The 25,385-nt window shown below is 38.2% G+C and carries 29 protein-coding genes; 13 read left to right on the top strand and 16 right to left on the bottom strand.

Annotated elements, in window-relative coordinates; genetic code table 11:
* Positions 1-106: 106 nt before the first annotated feature.
* On the top strand, positions 107-1,849 hold the full coding sequence (locus HZL42_RS05990) for a DUF2075 domain-containing protein (RefSeq protein WP_219282680.1): 1,743 nt from the start codon (positions 107-109) through the stop codon (positions 1,847-1,849).
* An 18-nt stretch (positions 1,850-1,867) separates the two neighbouring features.
* On the top strand, positions 1,868-3,568 hold the full coding sequence (locus tag HZL42_RS05985) for a DNA/RNA helicase domain-containing protein (RefSeq protein WP_219282679.1): 1,701 nt from the start codon (positions 1,868-1,870) through the stop codon (positions 3,566-3,568).
* 57 nt (positions 3,569-3,625) lie between these two features.
* Here HZL42_RS05985 and HZL42_RS05980 read toward each other — a convergent pair whose 3' ends face one another.
* From HZL42_RS05980 to HZL42_RS05965, 4 genes are all read right to left on the bottom strand, one after another.
* Complete coding sequence (locus HZL42_RS05980; protein ID WP_219282678.1) at positions 3,626-4,126, bottom strand: hypothetical protein; 501 nt, start codon at positions 4,124-4,126, stop codon at positions 3,626-3,628.
* A 26-nt stretch (positions 4,127-4,152) separates the two neighbouring features.
* Complete coding sequence (locus HZL42_RS05975; RefSeq protein WP_219282677.1) at positions 4,153-4,641, bottom strand: hypothetical protein; 489 nt, start codon at positions 4,639-4,641, stop codon at positions 4,153-4,155.
* A gap of 144 nt (positions 4,642-4,785) precedes the next feature.
* Positions 4,786-5,433, bottom strand: coding sequence for an Ltp family lipoprotein (locus HZL42_RS05970; protein ID WP_219282676.1), 648 nt, complete (start codon positions 5,431-5,433; stop codon positions 4,786-4,788).
* A 313-nt stretch (positions 5,434-5,746) separates the two neighbouring features.
* Positions 5,747-5,893 (bottom strand): hypothetical protein, encoded by a 147-nt coding sequence (locus HZL42_RS05965; RefSeq protein WP_219282675.1) that lies wholly within the window; start codon positions 5,891-5,893, stop codon positions 5,747-5,749.
* A 181-nt stretch (positions 5,894-6,074) separates the two neighbouring features.
* Between HZL42_RS05965 and HZL42_RS05960 the strand changes: the two genes are divergently transcribed.
* Complete coding sequence (locus HZL42_RS05960; RefSeq protein ID WP_219282674.1) at positions 6,075-7,133, top strand: nitroreductase family protein; 1,059 nt, start codon at positions 6,075-6,077, stop codon at positions 7,131-7,133.
* 124 nt (positions 7,134-7,257) lie between these two features.
* Here the strand turns inward: HZL42_RS05960 and HZL42_RS05955 are convergent, their stop codons facing one another.
* The 4 genes from HZL42_RS05955 to HZL42_RS05940 form a co-directional block, all read right to left on the bottom strand.
* A complete protein-coding gene (locus tag HZL42_RS05955; RefSeq protein ID WP_219282673.1) occupies positions 7,258-8,046 on the bottom strand; it encodes a hypothetical protein in 789 nt (262 codons plus the stop codon).
* 39 nt (positions 8,047-8,085) lie between these two features.
* Positions 8,086-8,433, bottom strand: a complete 348-nt coding sequence (locus tag HZL42_RS05950) for a hypothetical protein (protein ID WP_219282672.1) — start codon at positions 8,431-8,433, stop codon at positions 8,086-8,088.
* Positions 8,434-8,517: 84 nt separating this feature from the next.
* Entirely contained in the window at positions 8,518-9,474 is a 957-nt protein-coding gene (locus HZL42_RS05945) for an NAD(P)H-quinone oxidoreductase (protein WP_219282671.1), read from the bottom strand.
* 89 nt (positions 9,475-9,563) lie between these two features.
* On the bottom strand, positions 9,564-10,037 hold the full coding sequence (locus tag HZL42_RS05940) for a MarR family winged helix-turn-helix transcriptional regulator (protein ID WP_219282670.1): 474 nt from the start codon (positions 10,035-10,037) through the stop codon (positions 9,564-9,566).
* A 188-nt stretch (positions 10,038-10,225) separates the two neighbouring features.
* Here HZL42_RS05940 and HZL42_RS05935 point away from each other — a divergent pair, with 188 nt between their 5' ends.
* Positions 10,226-10,831 carry an NADPH-dependent FMN reductase gene (locus HZL42_RS05935; protein WP_219282669.1) on the top strand — a complete coding sequence of 202 codons (606 nt, stop codon included), beginning with the start codon at positions 10,226-10,228 and terminating at the stop codon, positions 10,829-10,831.
* 49 nt (positions 10,832-10,880) lie between these two features.
* Here the strand turns inward: HZL42_RS05935 and HZL42_RS05930 are convergent, their stop codons facing one another.
* A complete protein-coding gene (locus HZL42_RS05930; RefSeq protein ID WP_219282668.1) occupies positions 10,881-11,795 on the bottom strand; it encodes a DMT family transporter in 915 nt (304 codons plus the stop codon).
* Positions 11,796-11,961: 166 nt separating this feature from the next.
* On the opposite strand from HZL42_RS05930, the gene eno reads away from it, so the two are divergent.
* The 4 genes from eno (at position 11,962) to HZL42_RS05910 (ending at position 15,392) form a co-directional block, all read left to right on the top strand.
* Entirely contained in the window at positions 11,962-13,254 is a 1,293-nt protein-coding gene (eno, locus tag HZL42_RS05925; RefSeq protein WP_219282667.1) for a phosphopyruvate hydratase, read from the top strand.
* 110 nt (positions 13,255-13,364) lie between these two features.
* Complete coding sequence (locus HZL42_RS05920) at positions 13,365-14,657, top strand: MFS transporter (RefSeq protein ID WP_219282666.1); 1,293 nt, start codon at positions 13,365-13,367, stop codon at positions 14,655-14,657.
* A gap of 39 nt (positions 14,658-14,696) precedes the next feature.
* Positions 14,697-14,987: a hypothetical protein gene (locus HZL42_RS05915; protein ID WP_219282665.1), complete on the top strand. Its 291-nt coding sequence runs from the start codon at positions 14,697-14,699 to the stop codon at positions 14,985-14,987.
* Between the two features lie 54 nt (positions 14,988-15,041).
* Entirely contained in the window at positions 15,042-15,392 is a 351-nt protein-coding gene (locus HZL42_RS05910; protein WP_219282664.1) for a hypothetical protein, read from the top strand.
* Here the strand turns inward: HZL42_RS05910 and HZL42_RS05905 are convergent, their stop codons facing one another.
* Positions 15,393-15,959 carry a TetR/AcrR family transcriptional regulator gene (locus HZL42_RS05905; RefSeq protein WP_219282663.1) on the bottom strand — a complete coding sequence of 189 codons (567 nt, stop codon included), beginning with the start codon at positions 15,957-15,959 and terminating at the stop codon, positions 15,393-15,395. It abuts the gene before it with no gap.
* 169 nt (positions 15,960-16,128) lie between these two features.
* Between HZL42_RS05905 and HZL42_RS05900 the strand changes: the two genes are divergently transcribed.
* The 3 genes from HZL42_RS05900 to HZL42_RS05890 all read left to right on the top strand — a co-directional run bounded on the left by HZL42_RS05900 (position 16,129) and on the right by HZL42_RS05890 (position 17,989).
* Positions 16,129-16,764 (top strand): DUF6198 family protein, encoded by a 636-nt coding sequence (locus HZL42_RS05900; protein WP_219282662.1) that lies wholly within the window; start codon positions 16,129-16,131, stop codon positions 16,762-16,764.
* A 127-nt stretch (positions 16,765-16,891) separates the two neighbouring features.
* Positions 16,892-17,428 carry a hypothetical protein gene (locus HZL42_RS05895; RefSeq protein WP_219282661.1) on the top strand — a complete coding sequence of 179 codons (537 nt, stop codon included), beginning with the start codon at positions 16,892-16,894 and terminating at the stop codon, positions 17,426-17,428.
* Between the two features lie 69 nt (positions 17,429-17,497).
* Positions 17,498-17,989: a GNAT family N-acetyltransferase gene (locus tag HZL42_RS05890; RefSeq protein WP_219282660.1), complete on the top strand. Its 492-nt coding sequence runs from the start codon at positions 17,498-17,500 to the stop codon at positions 17,987-17,989.
* Here HZL42_RS05890 and HZL42_RS05885 read toward each other — a convergent pair whose 3' ends face one another.
* The 5 genes from HZL42_RS05885 to HZL42_RS05865 form a co-directional block, all read right to left on the bottom strand.
* A complete protein-coding gene (locus HZL42_RS05885; protein WP_255552568.1) occupies positions 17,990-18,697 on the bottom strand; it encodes a helix-turn-helix transcriptional regulator in 708 nt (235 codons plus the stop codon).
* A 136-nt stretch (positions 18,698-18,833) separates the two neighbouring features.
* The gene (locus HZL42_RS05880) at positions 18,834-20,123 is read right to left on the bottom strand and encodes an MFS transporter (RefSeq protein WP_370629285.1); all 1,290 of its coding nucleotides are present in this window, start codon (positions 20,121-20,123) and stop codon (positions 18,834-18,836) included.
* Positions 20,124-20,143: 20 nt separating this feature from the next.
* Positions 20,144-21,058, bottom strand: coding sequence for an oxaloacetate decarboxylase (locus tag HZL42_RS05875; protein ID WP_219282657.1), 915 nt, complete (start codon positions 21,056-21,058; stop codon positions 20,144-20,146).
* A gap of 19 nt (positions 21,059-21,077) precedes the next feature.
* A complete protein-coding gene (locus HZL42_RS05870; RefSeq protein ID WP_219282656.1) occupies positions 21,078-21,677 on the bottom strand; it encodes an isocitrate lyase/phosphoenolpyruvate mutase family protein in 600 nt (199 codons plus the stop codon).
* Between the two features lie 158 nt (positions 21,678-21,835).
* On the bottom strand, positions 21,836-21,973 hold the full coding sequence (locus tag HZL42_RS05865; RefSeq protein WP_219282655.1) for a hypothetical protein: 138 nt from the start codon (positions 21,971-21,973) through the stop codon (positions 21,836-21,838).
* A gap of 174 nt (positions 21,974-22,147) precedes the next feature.
* Here HZL42_RS05865 and HZL42_RS05860 point away from each other — a divergent pair, with 174 nt between their 5' ends.
* Both HZL42_RS05860 and HZL42_RS05855 read left to right on the top strand, forming a co-directional pair.
* Positions 22,148-22,459 carry a heavy metal-binding domain-containing protein gene (locus tag HZL42_RS05860; RefSeq protein ID WP_219282654.1) on the top strand — a complete coding sequence of 104 codons (312 nt, stop codon included), beginning with the start codon at positions 22,148-22,150 and terminating at the stop codon, positions 22,457-22,459.
* Between the two features lie 247 nt (positions 22,460-22,706).
* Positions 22,707-23,813, top strand: a complete 1,107-nt coding sequence (locus HZL42_RS05855; protein ID WP_219282653.1) for a family 20 glycosylhydrolase — start codon at positions 22,707-22,709, stop codon at positions 23,811-23,813.
* Between the two features lie 210 nt (positions 23,814-24,023).
* Here the strand turns inward: HZL42_RS05855 and HZL42_RS05850 are convergent, their stop codons facing one another.
* Positions 24,024-25,307, bottom strand: coding sequence for a hypothetical protein (locus HZL42_RS05850; RefSeq protein ID WP_219282652.1), 1,284 nt, complete (start codon positions 25,305-25,307; stop codon positions 24,024-24,026).
* Positions 25,308-25,385: the final 78 nt, after the last annotated feature.

Genomic DNA, 25,385 nt, shown 5'->3' with positions numbered 1-25,385 from the left:
ACAATGATAAAATAAATATATTAATAATTTTACATATAATGATAAGCATATATTCAAACTAAGGATTAGCTTGGCTACCGATTATACTTTATGTGGAGGAGATTAAATGAGTGACTATCCAATTATTAAACGGGTTAGGTATAATAAAAATGGACTATCCGAATTAAATCAGGAACTTATTAATGATCCAGACGCTTACCGGGTTATTTTTAGGTTTCCTACGGTCTACATCATTATTGACAAGGTAAATTCTGGCTACCATGCGTACGTTGGAGAAACTAATGATATTGATAGAAGAACGAACCAGCATTTGGTTGAACAACGGGATGATTTTATTGAACTGAATCAGGATAATACTAATTTACTTGTAATTGGTCATAATCATTTTAATAAGTCGCTAACTTTAGATATTGAAAATAGAATGATGATGTATTTACTGAGTTCGAATCAAATTAAACGCCTAAATAACCGAAGAACTAATGATCAAGATGAGTACTATACATCTAATGAATTAAATCCAATTTTTTCCAAAATTTGGCGTCAGCTTCACCGTATGGATGGGGATATCTTTCCAGCTGAAGAAACGATTAAACTATCAGCCCTATTTAAATCCTCTCCATTTCATAAACTAAAGCCTGGACAATATTTAGCGGCTACTCGGATTGAAAAGCAAATCAATGATAGATTGACTCAATTCAATGATAAGCAAGATTCCGGGACCCTCATTTTAGTTGAAGGGGCTGCAGGAACTGGAAAGACTGTTTTATTAAGTCAAATTTTTAATAACTTAAATAAAACCCAACAAGAAAGTAACCATGATCATCCTAAGGCGTACCTGTTAGTAAATCACAAGGAACAGCAGCATGTTTATCGTCGAATTGCCGAGAAATTAGGGTTAAACAAATTAGATCCTGATATTGCTAATAATCCGTCTAATTTTATTAATAAACATCCGTTAGGAAGCCCTAAGGTAGATGTGGTATTAGTAGATGAGGCCCACTTATTGTGGACGCAAAGCATTCAAGCGTACCGGGGAAATAACCAATTAAATGAACTATTGCAGCGTGCAAAGGTAGTGGTTGCGGTTTTTGATCCACACCAAATTTTGACCACCACTGGTTACGTTAGTAACGAAACCATTCAAAAAATAGAGACAAAAGCTCTTGCTAATAACAATTTAATCAAGTTAAGTAGTCAAATTAGGATGCAGGCATCAAACGATACCATCAAATGGATTGATGATTTAATTTTTAACCGAGAAGTGAACCCAATCCCCGAAGATAGTAGCTATGACTTAGAAATTGCTGCTGATGCTAAAAGCGTATATAGAGCAATTAAAAGCCATAATTCTAAGGATGAAAATGAGAACAATGGCTTGTCTAGAATGATTGCAACTTTTGATTGGGACTATAAACAAAAGAAAAAACCAGATGGGAGTAACTGGCTAGTCAGAGCTGGAAATCTATCACTACCCTGGAATTTACAATTATCTAAGAAACGGAGGGTGTCTAAACTACCATGGGTTGAACAACCACAGACGATTGATGAAATTGGTTCTACATTTACGATTCAAGGATTTGATCTTAACTATGCCGGATTGATTATTGGGCCCTCCGTTAAATACCGCAATGGTAAAATTATTTTTGATTCAAAGAGTAGTAAGAATTCTAAAGCAACAAATCGACGTTCAATTAACGGTAAAAAAGTCGATGTATCTGAAGAGCTGTTACAAAACGAATTAAACGTTTTGATGAAACGTGGGGTTCATGGTCTTTACATCTATGCGGTGGATGAAGAATTAAGGGCAGCGTTATTAAGGGCATCTGCTGGTAAGCATATTTTGAAATAATTATTTTAGGTGAATGAAATGAGGAGAAATTTTGTAGCAAAAGAATTTAAGATAAAAAAGGGTGATGGGAAGCTAATTCCCTACCATGATAAAATTACTAATCGCGATGAGCTTAAATTGGTTACTGGGGATATTATCTATGTTTATCATGGGAATAAAAACATTTATGTTGGCCAAACTAAACACTTTAAGGCTCGGCATGCTGAACATTTAAAGGAACCTAATCATAGGTATGTTGATGGTAAATACCTAGAGGTAATGATTGATTTTGGGAAACTTATTAATCAGCAGTCACTAGATGATATTGAAAAGCAATTAATTACTTATGTTACATCCGACTATGATGGGGCCAATATGATAATTGATAATAACACTAGTGGAAACACTTCAGAATCATATTCAGGCAAGGACGACGTGTTTTTTAACATTGTAAAGCCGTTTTGGCAAATTCTATACGAACGAGGATATGTTCGACATCAGTCATTAACTGATGTACAGAAATCCATCTTATTTAAGTATTCACCATTTAACTCTTTGCCCAAAGATAAAGTTAGTATCATTAATAGGATTGCTAATGATCCTGGAAATTACTTAATTCAAGGGCTTGCTGGTACTGGAAAGACAGTTATTTTAACTAACTTAGCTGCTTTAATTAATAAAAAATTTCCCGATTCCAAAATTGGGATTGTCGTTAAAAGTAATTGGATAGATACTGGACAAAAAATATTTAAATCGTATAACGTGAATAACATTGAAGTATTAAGTGCCTTGACATTGATTCGTTCTCAGCGGCATTATGATTTTATAATTGTTGATGAATCCCATCGTTTGCGAAGGTATTATTCTAAGGGACAACACATGACGATGGATATTTTTAAGGATGCTAATGGGAACTATGATAAAGATACGAATGAATTAAAATTATTAGGTGAATTAACTAATAATTTAATTTTGATGTATGATCCTTCCCAACAAATTAGGCCAAATGATATTCCCAAGTTAGATTATGATAAGTACACTAGAACCCATCATTTTAAAAAGATTACTCTTAAAACAGAATATCGAATTAATGTTTCTAATCAATCTTGTAATCAATATACTAGTGAAGACTTTATGAATGGAATTTTAACATTTTTACAAATTGATAGTTTACCCTTTAATAAGGGGATTTTTACTGAATATTTAAAGGGTGATCAACCTAATTATGATTGTTACTTTGGAGTGGTTAACTCCATTTCTGAATTGTTCGAATATTTAGATTACAATGAAAACTATGAACCGGGGACTCAAAATAGAGTGATGGCAGGTTACACTAGAAAATGGATTAGTAAGAAGGATAAGACTCAATATGACTGGGTTGAATCTGACAATTCAAAATGGCGTTGGAATTCAGGAAATAAGAATTGGCTAAACAAGAAAAACTCTAGAAATGAAATAGGTTCGATTCATGCTGTTCAGGGAATTGATTTAAACTATGCTGGAGTGATTATTTCTAATGATATTACTGTTACTAATAATGGGAAGATCATTGCTTTAAAAGATAATTATTTGGATACTAATGGAAAATTCAAGAAGGATGATTTTGATGAAACTGGTTTTAATAGTTTTATCAAGAATATTTATTATGTACTATTAACGAGGGGAATTAACGGAGTTAGAATTTATTTTGAAGATGAAAAATTAAGAGATTATTTTGAGCGATTCATGGGGATTAAGTAATTTACACACAAAAGGGTTAACTCCAAAATTAGTTGGAATTAACCCTTTTTAATATCTCTACTGCAACTTCAATCCCATCGTCAAAATCAACGACCGCGCGCCCAGAAGTTCATTAATTCCATACAGAAGTGAATTTAAATAGTTTTCTGACTTCAAGTTCAACGTCTCAAACGTTTCGTTAAAATAAAAGCGGTCATCTAACGCTAAGGGGAGCGATTCCTTAAAGGCCTGCATGTCGAAAAAGGTGTTTTTATACTCCCGCAATGATTTTAGAAATTGAACCGTAGTGGGAGCATCATCGTGAACCGCAATTTCTGAAATGATAAAGTTGCTTCCGTGGAAGTAAATGGCGATTTCAGTATTCGTGACGTTATCCTTGCGAACATCATTAAAATACGGGAACATCCGTTGCGAGAATTTAAAAATGGTGGCGTCAATCTTTGTATATTCATCAACTTGAAGATTAAACATGCCACATCCATCGTATGTGTATCCAATGATGGTGTCTTCTTGAAGGCGGTTATTAATAAAGCTTAATTGTTCTGGTTTTAAAAACAATTGGCATCATTTCCTTCCATTTAATTTTATAGTACCGATGCCATTAGTGCGATTCGCAAACTTAAAATGGCGTTGATGCCATCAACCAGGCTGGCGTTATCCACCAGTGACTTTTGGGTGATTAGGTTACCGTTATCATCGACAGAATAGCTATGATTAACAATTGGTTCAATTGCATTACACATCGTTTTAAATTCTTCCACACTAACCGTCCGATTGAGCATCTTGCAGATGGTTTCGTATGTACTATCAAATTGGTAATAATCGGAGCTAGCATCTAGCACGATTACATGGCTTTTATCCATCTGAATCAAGAATACAGCCGTATGTGCATAATGATCCTTTTGAGAATTGAACGGGAATGTCTTTTGCTCCATTTCAACCAAGTAGGCTGGCAGTGATGTGTTTTTATATTCGTAGGTGGTTTCAGAACAAAATAGGTACTCATAACCAGGGACGAGGTGTTTCTTAAGCTCACTGAGGGCGTTTGAAATACTTTCATCATTTAAATCCATTTTAGCGATTACCCCCTTGTTAAAAAATAGTAAAAAACAGCTTTATTATATTAATTGGTGGCAGTTGTGTCAATTAATGTATTCGGGATGCAATATAAAAAACCCAGAAAGGAGGGCGATTCCTTTCTGGGGCTTGATTATTTTTTAGTTCCCTAAATGGTTTACAGCATAGGTAGCTTCACTTTCCGTAAACTTTTCACCATAGCTAGACATTAATTGATCTTTGATTGCTTCTTTAGACATCTTCATATCTTTTTGGTATGATTGCGCCTTGGCAAGTGCGTTTTGATTCCAATTAGCATTTATGTTTTCAATTGCGTAATTGGCAGCCTTTGCACTAAACTTTTCACCGTATTTTGAAGTGAGTTGGTCGTATAGACCGGCTTTGGATAGGTGCATATCCTCTGAATAATCTTCGGCCCGGTCTAAAGCATTCTGGTATTCAACTGGAACACTACTCTTGGTACTACTGCTGTTGGAAGCAGAATTGCCATCGTCATTAACGGCATCTGAATCATCATCCGATTCATCGTCTAAATCATCAGTAACGTCGTCATCACTATCATCGCTTGAATCAACATCCGCATCTGATACCGAATCCTCGTCAGAACGATCTTCATCGGTGCTGTCATCATCATCATCGTGATCCACCTGGGAACTAGCTGCTTCTTGAGAACTGCTAGCTTCATTATCCCGATCGCGACCACCAACAATTGCGCCAATGCTGAACATTGAGATTGAGACTACTACCAGCCATAACCACCATGCCTGGTACCATTTTTTTCTTTTCATTATTTTCCTCCAAAATATGATTAACAATACTATTAATCATACTATACTTTAAGTTCAAAAGTAAATAGGGGAATGATATCATAAATGGGCCTATCAATATTAAATGCTACTATTAATATAATTTAATGATTTGAAGCAAACTAAAAGGATGCAAAGGGGGAACGATGCATCCTGCTAGTGGGTTGTAGATAAAGTAAAGGGTGATTTTAATTTATAAATGAGTGTGATTTCTATGAATTTAAATTATTGTCCTGAATTAATCTAAATTTGACTTCGCTGAATCATTTATTAGCAGATGGAACATATCTAATCATTAATCTCCACCATTATTGGCATTGGCCTGATGGAATGATTGACTAGCAAACTCACCAACTGTAGCAACTGAAGCAGTGACGACCATTGAGGATAGTAACTTACTTAGTTGTTTCCAAAAAGATTCACTATGATGATTTTCTTTCATAATAAAACCTCCAATTCGTTCAGTACCAAAAGCAACATATAATTAAAATCTAATTATAAAATGATTATAACACAGTCTTGTAATTTTAATGTAAATTAAACGTTTTCTTTTTGTAAAAATATTTGACTCTGAGTTAACTCCAACCAATATAATATTAAAAAGATAACAGAGAGGTGGTTATTTGAATTTAACAATTACGCAGTTAAGTAATCGGTTGAACGTACCGATGGATACAATTAGATACTATGAGCGAATCGGGATTTTAACCAATGTCCCCCGTAGCGCAAATGGCAATCGTTACTATGATGATCGTTTGCAGGATCGAATTGAGATGATTTTATGTCTACGGAATGCTGGAATTAGCATTAAATCGTTAAAGCGATACATTGAGTTATTCCAAAACGGGAGTGACACTTTGGAACAGCGAGAACAGTTACTGAAGGATCAACGCCAAACGTTATTGAAAAAGCAGCGTGATATCAATGAATCGCTTCGTGAAATTAACAAAACGATTAGACTCTATCAAAGTGGTTTTATCAGGGAAAATGAAGCGGATTTAAGCGACAGAAAGAAGAGGAAATTATTAATGAATACAATCGACGCAATTTTACAACGGAAATCAATCCGTAAATTTAATGACCGACCAGTTTCAGATGATGATCTTAAGCGCATTATTGATGTAGCTAAGCATGCACCATCTTGGATCAATGCCCAATCAGTACGGGTAACGGTTGTTAGAGGAGCGCGCCTTGAAGAAATTAGAAAGCAACATGCAGAATTGAATAATGACGAAAATGTTCACACAAGTTCGGTAATTAGTTATGACGGAATGGATAAGTGGGATGAACGCTCCCAGAAGAACATGATGGGCTGGGTAGCAAATGCTCAAAAACAGTTGGGTGAGAGCTGGATGAAGACGGCTGGTCAGCAGTCAAACCGTTTATTTGACGCTCAAGCAATTGTCTACCTCTCACTACCAGTGAACTACTCAGAGTGGTCATTGATTGACATGGGGTTATTGGCCCAAAGCATTATGTTAGCCGCTTTTGACCTCGGCATTGATTCAATTCCAGCGTTTGAATTTATTAAGTATCCAGCTCAACTAGCTAAGCATTTGGAACTGCCTGAAGGGGAGTTACCAATCTTTGCGGTTGGATTGGGATATCGAGATGCTGAGTTTGAATTAAATCAATTAAGTGCTGATCGAATGAAGTCAGAAGACACTTTTAGGTTACTATAAAATAAAAAATTGCCCCTGGAATTAATTTCCGGGGGCAATTTTTATTATTTATGATGGTGTGTAGCTGCATCGCTGTATTTATAATTTTTGGTGCCGCTATTATCATTTTAAAATATTTTGGATATTATTTTAGGTAGTTTTTAATGTCTAAGAACGTCTTTGGAACGTACTTACGATAGTTCACTAATGATGAACTCCCCTTTAGGCCAAAATATTTATCAAAAAATTTATGATGGCTTACATAGTAGCTAATTGGCTTAACTTCGTGATTTTTAAAGTACCGAACTAGTAGTTTTTGTTCGCCAGGGGCCCGCTTCTTAACTCGCTGGTAAGTTTTAGCTGTGTATGGCGGATTACCATAGTCACGATTTGAAAGGGCCTCTAGAATGACAGTTGGAACTGCAATGGTTGGGTAGTACTTACCTGGATTCTTTGTTTCCCGTGGATCAGCAACCCCACCAAGATTAACCCTAAGTGAATCAGGAATAAATTTCACTAGTTTCCGATTAGCAGAAATGTATCGGTAGTTACGGGTGGAAAATGGGCTTTCATTACGGACCTTAAAACGGTATTTTCCATTGTTAACGATAACCTTATTAACTATGAATGTATCACCATATGGAGCAGGGTAAATTGGTAATCCATTTATTTTTTTAGATTCACCAATGATAGCATTTTTTCTAACCATCAAGAAGTGGTATCCCTTTGGAACCTTAGTATAGTAATCACTTGAATTTTTAGCATCAAAGTAGTTTGGATTTTTAGCATTTTTAATAACATTAGAAAAATCAGTGTAACCACCGTCAATATATGTAGCTAGGATGCTATTGTCTGCACGTGCTTCATGGTTAGTAAAATGATAGCTAACAAAAATCGTAAAAACAACTAAGAATATCCAATTATAATTTTTCACAAAATCACTCCAAACGAATTTAGTTTGTGGGAATAATTTTTATTTAAACCATTTCTTTTGACTTTGATCGAATACAAAGTAGAAGGTCTTACTAGTTGGCTTCCAATGATACTTACCAGTAACCACGTACCCGCCACCGGTACTCATGACCCAGTCACTCACTGATAAATGGGTGCCCTTTTTAATCTTGCCAGCCTTGGTGAAGTGATTATCAGCTTCATCCTTACCCACCCGTACTTTATAGACACTTACGGTTTTAGTAGTTTTCACCTGGTGGTTAGCTGTACTAGCGTAACCATAGCCAGTGGCTGCTCTTGCAACGCTCGGATATGTAAGACTACCAAATAACAATGCAGCAATAATTACTGCGCTAGTCCTTATTTTCATATTATTCACCTCCCTTAAAAATTATAACATGTTATCAAAAAAAAGTGTTGAATCCCAAATAATTATGGCATTCAACACTTTTAATTAGACCTTCACAACGATCTTACCAACGTTTTTCTTATCTAGCATGAACTGTTGGGCCGCTTTAGCATCCTGTAAATCGAACACTTCACTTACTACTGGCTTAATTTTTCCAGCAGTAAAGAGGGGGCTGGTTTTATCAATGAAGTCGGCAATTAACTTTTCCTTATACTCGGTAGAACGGGGAGCAAGCAGTGTGCCTGTAATGCTGACCCGCTTGATCATGATGTAACGGAGGTTAACGTGGTCGACGATACTACCACTTAAGTCACCAATTAAAACGATGTGACCATCGGTAGCCACTGCATTGAGGTTACCTTGGAAATAATCCGCACCGATAAAGTCGAGGATTAAGTCTACTCCTTTGTGATCGGTAATTTGATCCACTTCAGTTTCAAAATCCTCATTTTCATAATCAATTGCGTAGTCCGCACCGTTTTGCTTGCAGACCGCGGTTTTAGCCTTACTAGAAGTCGTGATCACGGTGGCATTCTTTAACGCCTTAGCCAGTTGGATGGCTGCGGTTCCCACTCCACTAGCCCCGGCATGAATCAACACCGTTTGGTGATCTTGTAAGTTCCCAATCCAAAAGAGGGTTTGATAAGCAGTGATGTAGCTTTCAGGGAGGCTAGCACCTTGCGAATAACTAAAGTCGTCAGGCAGTGGAATTACCCGGCCGGCCGGAACAGAAACGAATTCGGCGTAACCACCTTCGTCAACCAGTGCAGCTACCCGTTGACCAACTTTGAGATTGGAGTTAGATTCAATCACTTCACCAGCAACCTCTAGTCCAAAAATGGTGTCATCAGCTTTGCGTTTCCCATTTGCCCATGCCAAATCAACGTGGTTTACGCCGGTGGCATGGACCTTAATCAACACGTTGCCCTCTGGAACGGCTGGATTTGGAACATCAACGATTGGATTAGCTTGTTTTAAACTGTGAATAGTAACTGCTTTCATGGTGTTAACTCCTTTACTAAATAATATTTTACTTTTAAAATACATTAGCTTTTTGCAGGGGGATTGTCAAATCATTAGTATAAAAAAAGCTAGTTAAAAATATCCATGTTTTTAATTTTAGTGAGCGTGGTGATAAATTGTTCTGCTTCGGATTTCGATAGTTCTGCCATAATTGCACTAATTTTAGCTTGGATTTGTTTTCGTAATTTTATTTGAACCTTTGCAATTTCAAGGCCGCTCGGGGTCAGTTCCAGGATAATATCCTTGGTGTTTTGTGGCGTAGAGTAGCGCTTGATGACTGCACGTTCGTTTAATTTTTTAATTGCGCGTGAAATCGTTGGCTGTGAAAGATGCAGGAGTTCTGGCAACTGTTTGGCATAGATGCGATGCGACTTGTTAACTGCCGCAATGACGTTCATATCCCGCGTGGTAAGGCTATTGATGTGTTCCGCAATTGCTGGATTAGGAGCGTGTTGTTTCAGCCATTGCTTTTCGTTGTCGTCCTTTGAATCCTGAGTAATTAGTTGGCCGATAATTTTCATTACCTGTTCTGAGTTATTCATAAGTAATCCTTTCTTTTTATTCATGTGAATAAAAACTTGCTTTTTGATAATCTAATGATATACTGAAAATATATTCATGTGAATATAAAACTAATAACGAAATCAATTTAATTATTAGAAGCATGCAACTATAAGCATAATTTAGCATTTAAAATGACTATTTAATTCAAATTAGTGGAGGAATTAATATGACTAAAATCAACGTTATTCTGGGGAGTTCCCGAAATGTATCCCTGGGAAAGAATTTATTGAACTATTTAAAGGCCCATCAAGGTGAATATGAACAAGCAACCGGCGCCCAATTTAACTTTCTAGAAGTGGGGAGCTACGATTTACCATTTTTCTATGAAGATTTTGCACCGCTAAATAACCCTGATCGCCATTTAAAGCCAAATGAACAAAAGTGGTTGGATGATATGAATGCCGCTGATGGATATGTTTTCTTAACGCCTGAATATAACCATTCGTTTCCAGCGGTATTGAAGAATGCGGTTGACTACATTGCTGGTGAAGTTAATGGCAAGCCAGCCGTAATTGTTTCTTATTCTAGTAACGGTCGTGGAGGCCAGTTCGGGGGCCTTGAATTAGGACCGGTATTAACGCGACTGGGGGTATTTATATTGCCACCCCAAGTGTTAATTGGTAGCGTGCAAGATAACTTTGCAGCAGACGGGGCCGTTCTGCCAGACGCACCATCGGGAGCATACTATGGAAAGAAACTCTTGCAAACTGCTAAACGAATTGTCTTTTACACTAATTTATTCAAAGACCACCCGTTTGATGCAAATAAATAATGAGACTAAAAAGTGATCCGTAATTAACCAATTACGGATCACTTTTTGATTAGAATAGTTTTATAATTACGACTCCACAAAACATGACCACAATCCCAGCATATTGAATTATCGTGATGTGCTTCTTAGTTGCTCCCATGATTCCAAAACGGTCAAAAACGACCCCACCGAATAGGTTACCCAGAAGGGTTAAGATGACGGCAGTGCCAGCACCAATGACGGGACTGAGGTAGGCGTTGGACATTACGTAGATGGCTCCTAGGGCGCCACCAATCCAGATCCACCAGGGATGACCACTTCCGAAGGCATTTTTAACTTTAAAGTAACCGTGGTCGGTAATTCCAGCGATAATGAATAAGATTACAGTACCAACCAAAAATGAAATTAAGGCGGCATGACCAGACGACCCCAAGATTACGCCTAAATGACCGTTAATTGGGGTTTGAGAAGCTTGAAACATTCCCGCTAGCAACCCAACAAGTTGCCAAATATGCTTTCCCCGTTGGGATTCTGTTTGTTCGTGTTTCTTGATTACAATCATAAAGATGCCGGCGAGGAGAACGATGATCCCCAATAGCCGCATTAGGGTAAATGGTTGAACCGGGGCTTTAAATAACCCAAAGTTATCAATGATCATCCCCATCAAGATCTGACCTAAAATGGGCATCACAACGGTTTGTACCGCCCCTAGATATGGGAAAATCACGATGTTAGCGGTCAATCCAATGACTCCTAAAGCACCACCCAACCAAATCCACGCTGGTTGGGTGGTAAATACGTTAGGTGCAATTAAGATTGAATTTCCTTGGACCAGGTTAGCAATTAATAAGGCGACGGTTCCGATCGTGAACGACACCATGGACGCTAGAAATGGTGATCCCTGCATGGTGTTTTTGAGCTTAGTATTAATGGAAGTTTGGACCGGCAGAACCAGTCCCGCAATGATTCCAATTAAAAATGGCAATTGTAAAATCTCCTTAATATTATGAACTAACTATTATCTTACCCCATTTCCTTTAAACTTACTTAACATTAGGGACGTTATTTTTGAATTATAATCCCCCGTGCTTTAATATAATTATGAATTAAATCTAAAAGTTAAAAATATAAAAACGAGAGGATTTGGTGTTATGCGTTTAAACGAAGTTTATATTGATCGAGTTAAGGGGCGGGAAGTATTTGATTCCCGTGGAAATCCAACGGTTGAAGCAGACGTGATTTTAACTGATGGAACGGTAGGAAGAGCTGAAGTTCCATCCGGAGCTTCTACTGGTGAAAACGAAGCAATTGAACTACGTGATGGTGGAAAACGGTTATTAGGAAAGGGTGTCACTAAGGCCGTTGCCCACGTTAATAATGAAATCAATAACGCATTGCATGGCGTGAGTCCATTTGACCAACGTCAAGTTGACCAAATCATGATTGAATTAGATGGGACGCCTAATAAAGCGAAGTTAGGGGCCAATGCAATTCTAGGAGTGTCAATGGCGACCGCACGGGCTGCTGCTGAATACTTCAACGAACCATTATTCCGCTACCTGGGTGGAGTTGACATTGAGTTACCACAATCATTTCATAATGTAATTAACGGTGGTGAACATGCTGATAATGATATCGATGCTCAAGAATTCATGATTACTCCACTTAAGAAGAGTTCTTTCCGTGATGGAATCAATAAGATTGCTGATGTTTACCATATCTTAAAGAAAGTTTTGGAAAGCGAAGGCTTTGAAACTGGGGTTGGTGATGAAGGTGGTTTTGCACCTAACATGAAGCATACCGAAGAAGCTGTTGAAGCGCTATATAAGGCAATTAAGGAAGCTGGATACGTACCAGGCGAAGACATTGGAATTGCAATGGACTTTGCAGCATCATACTTCTACGATAAGGACAGCGGTAACTACAACTTTGAAGGCAAGACGTATACCCCTGAACAATTTATTGATTACGTAAGCGACTTGATTGATAAGTACCCCGCAATTATGTCGGTGGAAGACCCAATGGATGAAAATTCATGGGATGATTTCGTAACCGCTACGAAACGTTTGGGAGACCGGGTTCAAATCGTTGATGACGACTTAATCGTTACGAACCCTAAATTCATTCGGAAAGCCATTAAGATGGGTGCTGGAAATACGTTCTTAATTAAGTTGAACCAAATCGGAACGGTTTCAGAAACCCTTGAAGCAGTTCGGCTCGCCCGAAAGAACGGTTTTAGAACCATGATTAGCCACCGCTCCGGTGAAACTGGTGATACGTTTGTTGCTGATTTTGCAGTTGCTGTTGATGGTGGGGAATTAAAGGCTGGTGCAATGGCGCGTTCAGAACGGGTTGAAAAGTACAACGACATTTTGAGAATTGAAGAAGAAATGCATAACTTAACACCAGTTGCTCACTATCCAAATAACGTTGATTTAGATTAATCATTAAATCGTTTTAAAACCTCAGAATGATGATTCTGGGGTTTTTTATTGTGTTTTAAGGCTGAACCCACTAAAATAGTAGAACAACACTTTTTTAGGGAGGGGTTGAAATGGATAATCAGTCGGGACTAGCGTTGTCTGATAAAGAATCTAACTTACAAATTCTTAAGGCAATTGCTAGTAATGGATTAGGAGCGTTTAGCTTCGGGATTTTTGAATACGGGATTAGTTTTATGTTGTTACACGCAACTAAATCACCGCTCAGTTTTGGAATGGGACTGATCGTAGCACCGTTAATGAGTTTACTATTCTTCATCCCAATCGGTAATTTCGTTGATACGCACAATCACAAGCGAATTATCTTTTGGGGTTTTTTACTACGGTTGATTGGGTTTGCGTTACTAGCCATTGCATTACCGCATTTTCACGGAATTGGGTTGTTGATTCCGGTCGGAATCTTCATTGCGGTCGATTCACTATTGGTAAACATTCGCAATACTGCCTACATGGCGTCAATTAAGCAGTTGGTTAATACCAGCCAGGTTGCCAAGTTGACTTCGTTGAATACGGCTTGCTCTTCAGCATCGCGAATCTTGTCGCCCATTTTCGGGGTAATTCTATATTCATTGATTAGTGTGGAAGGCCTGATTGTTGTTGAAATGGTGGCAACAATGATTGCACTAGCGATTATGATGTCGTTACAGTTCTACGATAACGAACCGATTGAAAAAACAGCGCAAAATGCTTCACAGCTAGAGCAGTTTAAAGAAACCATTCACTATATGAAGAAGCGGCCGTTCATTCGGGACACGATTATCGCTGAAATCGTGGTGAACTTCTTCTTTACCGCAATCGTTACCGGGAGTCCGTTTATCATCGTAAATGAACTGCACATGAGTAACCAAACGGTCGCGTTCGTTGAAACCGGCTATTCGATTGGTTATTTATTGGGGAGCCTAGTGACCAGCTTATTGAAGCGGCAACGCCACTTTGCTGCCAAGGTATTGGTGTCAATGGTTACCGTCGGCTTTGCGTTATTTGGGTTGGGGGTCTTATTTGCATCCCACCCCAGTTCATTGATGGTTTGTATCTTTGGACTCTTGTTAGCGTTGCTAATGGACTTTGCATTTGCTATTTTTGACTTGGCAATTGAAATTCGATTGCAAAGTACCGTTCACACCAGAATTTTAGGGCGGGTGAGTTCCACCCTCTATACTGCTAGTTTTGCGATTATGCCGGTGGGGACGTTAGTTTATACGTTCCTGTTTGACGTTTTTAAAAACGGGAGTTACGTCATGGTCGTTAGTGGAGTTTTAATGATCATTTATGCCTGTGTTAGTATCCCAATGTTTGTGCGTGATATTAAAAGAGACGATCAATTTCTCACCAAACGCGCCAAATAATGATATTATATAGGTATTATTTAATAGGAGTGAAAAGCTGTGAAAAAATTAGTTATGCCATTTTTAATGTGTCTAAGACGCGAAAAATTCAAGCCCGACGAAGTGTTTACCGGAACTGATGACTTAGAAGGTCTCACAATTGAACTTGCTGGGGTGAATAAGACGAACGAAGAACTGATTAAGGATCCTGCTGATGATGACGAATTAAGATTTGAAATCACTGCTGGTGACGATGAAGTTAGTTCGACCGTTTTCTACATGAGTCAGGTGTTTGAAACTAAGATTAACTTTGAATGGGCCGATAAGAAATTTGAAATTAGCTTTAAATAATAAAAACGGGTGTCCATCGGACAGCCGTTTTTATTATTTATACGGAGGAATGAAATGAAACTAAAAAAGATCACTAACTCGGCACGGTCAGCTTATTTGGCGGACCTGCACCGGTTCGATGGTTTAAATCTCACACCATCCACCCGGGTTGCGGACCTATTATCAGCAATTTTTTATCAAGGGTTAGCTAGCTTTTACGTTGGGAGAACCTACACCCATGATGACGTAGTCAACCAATCATTTACTGCTGATCGGGAATTGTTCGGGGTTGCTACAAACACTGCAATTACCCCAATTGCGAATCAGTTTGTGAACCATTATGATATCTACTTAACTAATTCCGTGAATGATAATTTTGTGATTGCGGGTGGGAAAAGAAACTATTTTATTGTGCGGGCTAAGTAATTAGAGCACTTTAAAAATCTGCGCAATATTTTCCGTAAGGAGTTCCTCGTAATCGGGCTTGTAAAATTGGGGATTGGTATTCTGCATTAGTGCAACGTGGTTACCATCATCGTGAGTAACCGGATAAATAGCGGCCATCATGGTAAGCAGTGAATATTTAATGCGTTCAATTTCACTGTGCTTCATGGTGGTGGTTACCAATTTAATTTGTGTTTCGATGATATTCATAAAGCGAAAAATTTGTTGCTTGAATGCTAAAAATGGTTCCTCACGAATGTTATCTTCGATGATGGAAAAGTTGATGGCCAAAAGCTTCATCATTAAATCCCGCTTTAAGATGTTACTTACTAATGCGGTTTGTAATTCAGCCAGTGTGGTGGGCTTTAGGGCCGCTAATTCATCATTGAACGCTGAAAATTCTATTTCCAAGATGTTAGAAAGAATTTCTTCTGGAAATTGATAATACTTATAAATTGAGGGTCTGGATAGTTTAGTAAGCTTTGCGATATTCGAAAAGGTTACTGATTTGAAGGACTCTTTTTCAATGATTTGTTTAGCCGAATTCATAATATTTAACTGGCGGCTATTAACTTGGGCTGCTGATCTGGCACGTTGAAATGAAATAGTAAAAACCTCGCTTTTTAGCTGACAATATGTTTATTAATAATTGACAACTTGTCAGTTAATGATATAATTTAGCTTGTGATTAAGGATGGTGATTAATATTAATCGAAAGTTGAAGTTATCAAACATAATTATTTATCTGATTGGATTAAATATCCTAGCGATTGGAACGGTCCTGTTTAAATCCGGACGACTAGGGGTGAGTGCCTTAGTATCAGTTCCGCAGATTATATCGTTACTCCTGCCAATTACTTTAGGGCAGGCAACCACTTATTTTTTTATTATTCTCATTATAATCGAATTACTACTAATTCGAAAAATAAAGTTACAAATTCTTTTACAACTAGTTCTGGCATTTATTTTCGGAAGTTTAGTTGATTTTTACGGAATTACATTGGGAATGGAGCGGCTGTTGCCAGTTAATTTTACCCTAAAAGCACTGGTGACGTTGGCGGCAATTGTATGCACGTCGGTGGGGATTTTTATGATGGTTAAAATGGATCTAATCTTAATTCCACCTGATGGACTGGTGCACGTTATTAGTGGACTGTCTAAACGTCAATTTGGGATGATTAAATTTTGCTTTGACCTATCAACGATTGTAATTTCACTGGTGTTAAGCTTTGTGTTCTTTGATCACATTGAAGCAATTGGCATCGGCACGGTTGCGGCGGTCCTACTAGTGGGGCAGTTGATTAACGTTTGGGAAAGATTAGTTCGAAGGGTGAACTTAAATTTCCGTTCTTAATTGGATGTGTTAATATAAATGCTAAGAATGGATTCAATCTTTGATTTAATTGACTAACTATTCTAAAATAATTAACCAGTTCATTTAGTAATCTTATTAACTGAACTGATTAAGGGAGTTGATTTAAATGAAAATCAAACGGATGGTTGTTGCTGCGCTATCATCAGCATTGATACTGGGCGGATTTGGCGTTACAGCTTTAACGGTGCCTACTAGTACTACTGCTAATGCAGCCAGTACCAAAAAGTACGTTAAGACATTCCCAAAAACAATGAGATCATCTTGGTACACTTATAGTAAGAAGACTGGTTATACCCAAATCAAGATTACTAGTAATAAATTGACGGTGACTAAGAATGGGAAGCAAAAAGCTAATCTGACCTTAAACGAATATCAGGCCCACAATGCTAAGAACATCACTAAGGCCCAAGAAAATTGGCTTTATGCATGGAATAGCGCCGGCTGGCTAGAAACTTATGGCTGGGGTCAAGAATACGGAGCCGGGAGTTACTTCCAGGTGAAGCAGGTTAAGAAGAATAACCAGTTAACAGTGCGCTCCACTCAAGAAAACGTTAATAGTGGAGAATACTACCAAACTAAGCAATTAGCTAAGCAAAATCAAACTAAAAACTCGAGTGGTTCTAAAATCAATCTTTTGACGTAGCTACAAAAGCATGGACGAATTATTTTCAGTCCATGCTTTTACTTACCATTTATAGGAGAGCGAATTATTATGAATACAGTCACATTTCGAGATGTGAAAACCAATGATTTAAATGCATTAATGGAAATTGAACGTGCGGGATTCAGTCCGGCAGAAGCCTCTACGGTTGAAGCAATGCAGAGTCGTATCGCAAACGTTCCGGATACGTTTATTGTGGCTCAACGGGCTGATCAAATTGTCGGCTTCGTAGTTGGGGCAGCTTATAATCAACGCTACTTAAACGATTCACTATATGAGAAGTCGATTCCTAATCAACCGGACGACCAGTATCAAACCATCTTGAGCATTGCAGTGGCACCTAGTGAACGTGGCAACGGAATTGCTAGTGAGCTGTTGAATCAAATTCAGTTGGTTGCTGAACGTGCCGGGCGCAAAGCAATTACTTTGACCTGTTTGGAACGGTTAATTCCGTTTTACGAACGGAACGGGTACGTGAATGAGGGAGAGTCTAGTTCATCACACGCTAATGAAGTTTGGTACAACATGGTCAAGACAATTTAATCATTCCGAAATGGGTAGGTACAATTCCGTTTCCCTTGCAAAATTATAATCGAAATCAATTAATATTTGATGCGCAGATTGCTTCCACGCCAGTTCATTAACGGGGTGGATTTTTTTAACGGATTCAACGTATTTTTTAACGGGACTCTCAATGATTTTTCTGATGATTCTCATCGAGTTCATATCTGCTTCATCGAGCATGAAATTGTTGATGGAGTAATTCTGACCCAATTCCGCCATTAATTCAATCTCGCCCTGAGTGCCAAAGAACTTTGAACGGTAGCTCTTTTTATATTCTTCATCGGTTAGGACCACCACGTAAGAATTAGTCGACTCATTATCTTTATGGTAATAATTTGGAATTAAGTAGATATTATCGTAAGTCTCAAAACGCTTCTCTTTGGTGCGAATCGTTGTTTTTAGGGTTGCTAGATATTCACCAGCTTTATATTCGTCACAGCGTTTCTTTTCCGCTGGAATTTGGCTAACGTTAAATCGAATGTCATCTGGTGAATACATTAAAAACCGATTTAGATCCACTTCTAAAAACATGCAAAGGGCACTTAAATCTTGAAAGCTAACAGCAGCGTTAATGTCACAGCTCAATAGCTTATTAATGGTGGAATTGGGTAAGCCAGTTCCTTCTGTGACATCCTTAGTTGATAGGTGCTGTGCTTTCATTAATTGTTTTAATCGATTTGATATCAAAATAATCCCCCACTTGATTTATTAACTTAATTTTACTCCAAATTGTTGGCCATTCAATTTGGAATAATAACTTAGAAATTAAAAATCCCGCTGGCATCAAATTCCAGTGGGATTTTTAAATATATACTAATTCTGTTTATCCAATCGTTGCGCGCTTCGTTTCTGGTCCAAAGAGGCCCACTACTAGGGCAGCAATTAAAGCGATTGCTGCAATTACGGTGAAGAGGGTCGTTTGACCAAATGACGTCATCAACCAAAGTACGATGTAGGGCGAGAGGGTTGTTAATAACTTGGCAACTCCATTTGCGTAACCAGTTCCCCTGAACCTAAAGCTAGTGGGGAATAATTCTGGGGCGTAAACTGAAATCGTACTAGCCATTGATAGATACATAATCATGGTTAGAATGAAACCATTAATTAAGATTCCAGCGTTGGTGCTTTGGAAAGCATAGCAGATGCCGGCAATGGCGGTAAGGATAAATCCAGGAACGATTGTCCGCTTGCGGCCGATTTTATCAACCAATAGCATTCCAATCATTGCGCCTAGTGGAGCCCCGGTCATCATGAGGGTTGCGAACCACATGGAGTGAACGATGTTTAAGCCCTTTCCTAAGAGCAGGGTTGGGACCCATGAAGTAAACATGTATTGGCAAAGTAAGGTTGCTGAAACGGCAATGATGGCAATGAATAGTCCCCGACTACGGCTTGCTTTGGCAGAATCATCAGTTTTAATTGCTTGGTGATCATAGTAGCCATTTTGTTCTAGTTTTTGAATGATGGCCTTTGCTTCTGCTTCTCGATTATGTATCATTAACCATCTTGGTGATTCTGGGAGGTGTCTACGTAAGAATGACAACAGGATTGCAAATGTCCCTAATGCGATGAACATTGAGCGCCAACCGAAGTTAGTGATTAAAATGGTGGAGAGGAGGAAGCCAAATGGAGCGCCTAGGTTCGCAAATACGGATGCGGACCCACTCCAACGGCCACGGTTCTTAACCGGTGCGAATTCACTGATCATGGCAAAACCAGTAACAACTTCTGCGCCCAATCCAATTGCGGAGATGAAGCGCATTGCAATTAGAAAGTAAATGTTGGGTGAGAATGCGGCAAGGAAGGTTGCTGCCCCAAACAATAGCAGGTTCCATTGAAATGTTTTGCGCCGACCAAGGTAGTCACCTAGGTATCCGGAAATAATTGATCCGATAAATAAGCCTAAAAATCCGGATGAGAGGAAGAGCGAACCCTGTGAAATGGTCGCAAACTTGTTAGCAACAATGGTTGAGTTGATATTACTCGCCATGTAAACATCAGAGCTATCTAATAGTAGCCCGGCACCAACGAGCATGAAAACTTTGAAGAACAGTGGTGATTCCTTAGCGGTGTTCATTCGTTGGTTTAAGGTTAATTCTTTGCTACTCATCATAATAAATCATCCTTTCGTGGTTACAATCCAATTTCGTTAATCATTGCCGCCATTGGTTGAGCGGAGTATCGTTTCTCGAGGTCATTAAGGGAATCCAGCCCCACTAGTTGATTGAAGTCGTTGAACGTTACCATGTGCTGCTTAGTTTTATCGGTCCGCCCAAGGTCGTGGAGCTCCTTTAAAACGGCTTTGTCCGCGTATGCATTTGCGTAGGTAAGGGCAGTGGGATGGACAACGAAGCTGTAGCCCATGGCTTCTAGCTCTTCAATTGGTAGCATCGGGGTAGCACCATCCTCAATCATGTTGGCCATTAACGGGGTATCGGGAAATTCAGCGGCAATGGTTGCTAATTCCGCCTTACTTTGGGGCGCTTCAATGAATACCATGTCGGCTCCCGAATGTTGATAAAGTTTGCTGCGGTCAATTGCGTTCTGTAATCCGTTCATTTGGCGTGCATCCGTTCGAGACATAATTAGGAAGTCGTCATGGCGACGGGCAGCGGAAGCCATTTTAATTTTGGCAGCTAATTCGGCTGCGGGGACCACGCTCTTGCCGGCCATGTGTCCACAACGCTTCGGCCAGACTTGGTCTTCCAAGAAGATCCCGGCAGCACCAGCGGCTTCATAGCAGCGGACCGTTCGAGCAACGTTTTCAATGTCGCCGTATCCGGTATCGCCATCAACGAAGACGGGGATGTTAACCGCATCGATGATTTCCTTGAGCTTTTGGAGCATTTGACCGAAGTCTAAGATGCCCCGGTCTGGCAAGCCCAGGGTGCTAGCTGACGTTGCATAACCAGCAACAAAGACGGCTTTGAAACCAGTCTGTTCAGCAATCTTAGCTGCCAGAGCATCGGGGGCGACTGCCATGCTCAATATTTTGGAATCGTAAATTAAATGTTTGAATGCTGCTCGTTTTTCACTGTAGTCACGCATGTTGATCACTCCTTGTCGATTAGTCTAAGATGGATTGGTTTTGATAATCAAAGTGGTGGAATTTGATTCCTTCATATGTCGGGAAGTCGGCACTTTGATCAATTAATATGTCGTGAATTCCTAATGCTTGCGCTAGTTGAATTCGTTGTTTTGCTTCGGTGGTGCGATATTCGGCTAAGCAGTCAAGTTTGAGCCAAATGGCAGAATATTTGGAACTATGTGAGTCGAGAGCGGCTTTTAATTTACCGGCTAGCTCGGGAAGGGTTTCATGAATTTGTTTGTTGGTGGAGCTATGTGATGGATGTTTTTGGTCGTTGATTAAAATTATGTCGGCACCGTGGTTTTCCATTGCTTTAACTGAATAGAAGGTATTAAGTGGATTGCCAAATCCAGCTTGCCCATCGATGATGAATGGTTTATCCGTTAAAATTCTTAGATAGTCGAAGTATCTGAGCATTTCGGAAAGGGATAGTAACCCCTCGTTATGTTCACCCAGTAATTGATATGATAGGGCGCTTCCCGATAATAAGAAGGCTTCGCTATCTTCGTTGTTTAAGACTTCGGGTGCTGATAAAACTGACTTTGCCTTTGCAATTGCTAACACTGATTTTGATTTCATAATCACCACGTCCTTTAGAATTAATAATTTTTAGCAAACAAAAAATCCGTACAGGCTATTAAGTAGCTGTACGGATTATAAATTCCCTTAAAACGATCGATTTTCAGAATTTATCCACACAGCTCTTATTACATGACCTGTGCGGATTTTGATTTTGACTATGCTAAAATAGTCCTCATCTTCGGCTTGCTCAGATCATGATCGTTAACGACTGACACGACGACTTGAACTGAGACGACGACTGAAGCTGCGGAGGCATTCATTTTTGAAATTGATTTATGAATTTGATTTAACATAGTAAAAACCTCTTTTCTGATTTGTTGAAATTGATTATATTCCAGTTAGAAAATAATTGCAATATAATTATAAATAAATAATAAAAATATTTTTTGAAAATAATTGACTTAGGGTGGTGGCTGGTTGAAAATAAGCTTATGAATTAATAATTTACATAGATTGGAATGGTTTAGATGTTAGTATCAACTACTGAAAATATTGGCAAGAAGTACGAAGTAATTGGTGAAGTCTTTGGTATGACAACGCAATCGCGGAACATCGGAAGTAACATGGCCGCTGGCGTTAAGAATTTATTTGGTGGTGAAATTAAGGGATACACTAAGATGTTAGAAGATGCTCGGGACGAATCGGTTCAACGATTGAAGGATAATGCTGAAAAGATGGGTGCGGATGCAGTCGTAGTGATGCGGTTTGATTCTGGATCGATTGGAAATGATATGCAGACGGTGGCGGCGTATGGGACGGCGGTTAAGTTTGTGGAATAGCGATTTATTAATTTGATTATTTTCAGCTATTTAATTTGGATTGTGATTGCTAATTTAAGTGTAGCTATTTATGCGCTAAAAGTCCTTTCGTCTTTTTGATAAGGGACTTTTTTGTTTAAGGAGTTAACTCGAAAACATGTCCAAGTAACTAATTAACACTTTGGATTGATTAAGGGTCTTGAATTATTTTTTTACTTTGAACGCGATTTTATTTTGAGGGTAGTTTCTTATTCATTGGAGGATAGAAATGGGAATGACTGGTAAAAGACGTGGTTTAATTAGTACCTGGCAATTATTGTTAACTACTATGGCTGTAACGATATTGATTTTATTTACTGGTTACACAAAAGCGGAATCAAGTCCTAACCTAGTTAGGGGCGTTTTAATTGATGTCTCAAGAATGCAACTTACACCCAAAACGGTAGAAGCAAATCTAAATGAAATTAAGCATCAGGGAGGTAATCTAGTAATTCTGCATTTAAGTGATAATCAAAAAATTATGGTTGAAAATCATTTTTTAGGTTTAAAGGCAGACGACAAACGATGGTCATTACAACAATTGAAGCAGGTAATTAGCTTTGGGAAACGTCAGGGCGTGCAAGTGGTGCCAGAAATTGATTTACCAGGGCATAGTCAAGAGTGGATTAAATTAATAAAGCGGCACACAACGGTTTCGCAACAAAAGAAATTACTTTACGATGATACACAGTTTAATATCAATAATTCGGAAACGGTTGAATACTTAATGCGTTTAACGGATGAATATTTGAAGTTAACCCCCAAAAGAAACTATTTTAGTTTTGGTGGAGATGAATATGCAATTGGTAATAGTGAATATAATCAAATGCAGGCGGTTAATTTTGATAATCAGTTGAATCAGTTTGTAAAACAAAATGGATTGAAATTAATGCTTTATAACGATTCATTTAACAGTAGTTTATTGAGTCACTATGATAAAGATATTACAATTAATTATTGGTCATATTATGATCCGTGGTCGCCCACGCAACGCCAGTTAGAAGATAAAAATAATCATGCCACCATGCCACAGTTAACTAATAATGATTTTAATGTTATAAATATGAATGGCGAAAGTAATTATGTTAGTGGTAGTAAGAAGGGGATGAATAATTTTTCATTGAATTATTTTAGGAACCGCTTAAATTCTTGGTCGGTTCAAACATGGAATCCCACTCTTGATCAAAATGATAATAGTAAGAACTTGATTGGTTCCACAATGGCATTTTGGGGTAATCCTAATTTATCGATGAATGTCAGTAACGCTCAATTTTTGCAGCGAGCTGAATTGTTTGAAAAGGTGTTTTTGCATAAATTGAGGGAATCTAACCATTGAGATAGGTTAGATAGAAAACCGTAACTATTTGGTTGGAGCTATCGTTGCGTAATTATGAAGCACTTAAAATATTGTTAAGAGGTTTGAATCAGTTGGTAACGGTATTAATATGGTGAATTTGGTTGAGTTCATTTGCATGAATCCATTTAGATAGGAAAAGGAGTTAGTTGCTCACTATTAAGTGAACAGCTAACTCCTTTTTAATTGTAATTATCTTTGTTTAATTAGATTTTGAATCTTTTGGGTAATCTTGATCAATTGGGCGTTAATCTTTTTTGATTGTTGCTTACCCTTGGCCTTCTTAAGTTGTTGTTTTAACTTATTAAGTTGACCTTGGAACTTTTTAATTTGACTGTTAATAGCATTCTGTTTCGACTTTGCTTGTTGCTTAGCTTTTGTCTGCTGCTTAGCTTTAGATTTGTTAACATCTTTAATTATCTGTTTACGATTTCCAGAACTATGGGTATCAACGCTAGCTTTGCTATTAACTTGACTTGTACTTGAATGTTGGGTTGCAGAATTAGATGGCTGCGGAGTTAATGAATGATTATCTGATTGGGCTTCGTTATTTGATGGAGCTGGATTGGTAACGTTTGTTTGATTTTGGTTATTTGTAGAATCATTAGGATTTGGTTGGTTTGTAGTATTCATGAAGTTGTTATTTAGTTGATATTGGTTGTTCATGAAATTATCAGGATTGGAGTGATTTTGTAACGAAGTAGCTGGATTGCTGTGAGAAGTCCATTCGTTACTAGTATTTTGGTAAACATAAGATGCAGGGGCTGAGGAACTTTGATAGTCGAAATCATCATACTCTGAATATGAACTAACAGCGGATCTAGGTTGGTAATTGAATTCGGAATGGTTTGTAGATGAGTTATTCTCTACACTACTACTTTGACTATTGACTTTAGACTCACTTTGTAATTTATTTTTGATTTGATCGAGTTGGTTAGTGATTTCTACCTCTTCAGCTTTTCTACCATCTGAATAGACCTCGACAGCACTATGAGGAATAAAGCTGTATATACCACCACGTTCTAGATAAAATCTATTAGCATCAATCCCACCCGCTTCATTTAGATTTTGGATCGTTTGTGAATCTCTGTTATAAAGATTTTCTAAAATTTTTAATTTGAAAAGAGCAGTATAAGCTGCGGAGTATTTCTCACTATCACTAGCGCCTGGATTATTAGCTCTTTCGGCAGCGCTTTGCGCCTCTTCATTAAACTTCATTGCATCAGATAAATCTCCACTTAGCATATAAGGGAAATCACTAAGGCCGTGAATTTTACTATTATAGCTATCGGCAGCACTAGCCGCACTATTAGCAACATTACCATAGCCATTATTATTAATATCAATCGTGTTTGCTGATGAAATGACGGGATGTTCAAAAGACCACGCTGTAGTTGTGTAAATTGAAGAGATTGCAATTATGGCAAACGTAATTTTTTTGCTTTTCTTAAAGAATTGTTTTCTAATTGGATTCATATAAGGATACCACCTAATAATTATTTTTTGATATTTTAAACAGATAGTACTATTATATCAAATTATACTTGTAGTTTT

Source organism: Lactobacillus sp. Sy-1 (assembly GCF_019303535.1).
Classification (GTDB): Bacteria; Bacillota; Bacilli; order Lactobacillales; family Lactobacillaceae; genus Nicoliella.
This window is presented reverse-complemented; position numbering and strand designations above follow the sequence as displayed.

Excerpts from the sequence above, each read along its gene's own strand:
- HZL42_RS05850 (WP_219282652.1), bottom strand. The coding sequence starts at position 25,307 with ATGAATCCAATTAGAAAACAATTCTTTAAGAAAAGCAAAAAAATTACG.
- HZL42_RS05865 (WP_219282655.1), bottom strand. The coding sequence starts at position 21,973 with ATGTTAAATCAAATTCATAAATCAATTTCAAAAATGAATGCCTCCGCA.
- HZL42_RS05910 (WP_219282664.1), top strand. The coding sequence starts at position 15,042 with ATGAAACTAAAAAAGATCACTAACTCGGCACGGTCAGCTTATTTGGCG.
- HZL42_RS05895 (WP_219282661.1), top strand. The coding sequence starts at position 16,892 with ATGAAAATCAAACGGATGGTTGTTGCTGCGCTATCATCAGCATTGATA.
- HZL42_RS05940 (WP_219282670.1), bottom strand. The coding sequence starts at position 10,037 with ATGAATAACTCAGAACAGGTAATGAAAATTATCGGCCAACTAATTACT.
- HZL42_RS05975 (WP_219282677.1), bottom strand. The coding sequence starts at position 4,641 with ATGGATTTAAATGATGAAAGTATTTCAAACGCCCTCAGTGAGCTTAAG.
- HZL42_RS05990 (WP_219282680.1), top strand. The coding sequence starts at position 107 with ATGAGTGACTATCCAATTATTAAACGGGTTAGGTATAATAAAAATGGA.
- HZL42_RS05985 (WP_219282679.1), top strand. The coding sequence starts at position 1,868 with ATGAGGAGAAATTTTGTAGCAAAAGAATTTAAGATAAAAAAGGGTGAT.
- HZL42_RS05855 (WP_219282653.1), top strand. The coding sequence starts at position 22,707 with ATGGGAATGACTGGTAAAAGACGTGGTTTAATTAGTACCTGGCAATTA.
- HZL42_RS05875 (WP_219282657.1), bottom strand. The coding sequence starts at position 21,058 with ATGCGTGACTACAGTGAAAAACGAGCAGCATTCAAACATTTAATTTAC.
- HZL42_RS05945 (WP_219282671.1), bottom strand. The coding sequence starts at position 9,474 with ATGAAAGCAGTTACTATTCACAGTTTAAAACAAGCTAATCCAATCGTT.
- HZL42_RS05950 (WP_219282672.1), bottom strand. The coding sequence starts at position 8,433 with ATGAAAATAAGGACTAGCGCAGTAATTATTGCTGCATTGTTATTTGGT.
- HZL42_RS05890 (WP_219282660.1), top strand. The coding sequence starts at position 17,498 with ATGAATACAGTCACATTTCGAGATGTGAAAACCAATGATTTAAATGCA.
- HZL42_RS05935 (WP_219282669.1), top strand. The coding sequence starts at position 10,226 with ATGACTAAAATCAACGTTATTCTGGGGAGTTCCCGAAATGTATCCCTG.
- HZL42_RS05905 (WP_219282663.1), bottom strand. The coding sequence starts at position 15,959 with ATGAATTCGGCTAAACAAATCATTGAAAAAGAGTCCTTCAAATCAGTA.
- HZL42_RS05860 (WP_219282654.1), top strand. The coding sequence starts at position 22,148 with ATGTTAGTATCAACTACTGAAAATATTGGCAAGAAGTACGAAGTAATT.
- HZL42_RS05870 (WP_219282656.1), bottom strand. The coding sequence starts at position 21,677 with ATGAAATCAAAATCAGTGTTAGCAATTGCAAAGGCAAAGTCAGTTTTA.
- HZL42_RS05970 (WP_219282676.1), bottom strand. The coding sequence starts at position 5,433 with ATGAAAAGAAAAAAATGGTACCAGGCATGGTGGTTATGGCTGGTAGTA.
- HZL42_RS05880 (WP_370629285.1), bottom strand. The coding sequence starts at position 20,123 with ATGATGAGTAGCAAAGAATTAACCTTAAACCAACGAATGAACACCGCT.
- HZL42_RS05965 (WP_219282675.1), bottom strand. The coding sequence starts at position 5,893 with ATGAAAGAAAATCATCATAGTGAATCTTTTTGGAAACAACTAAGTAAG.
- HZL42_RS05920 (WP_219282666.1), top strand. The coding sequence starts at position 13,365 with ATGGATAATCAGTCGGGACTAGCGTTGTCTGATAAAGAATCTAACTTA.
- eno (WP_219282667.1), top strand. The coding sequence starts at position 11,962 with ATGCGTTTAAACGAAGTTTATATTGATCGAGTTAAGGGGCGGGAAGTA.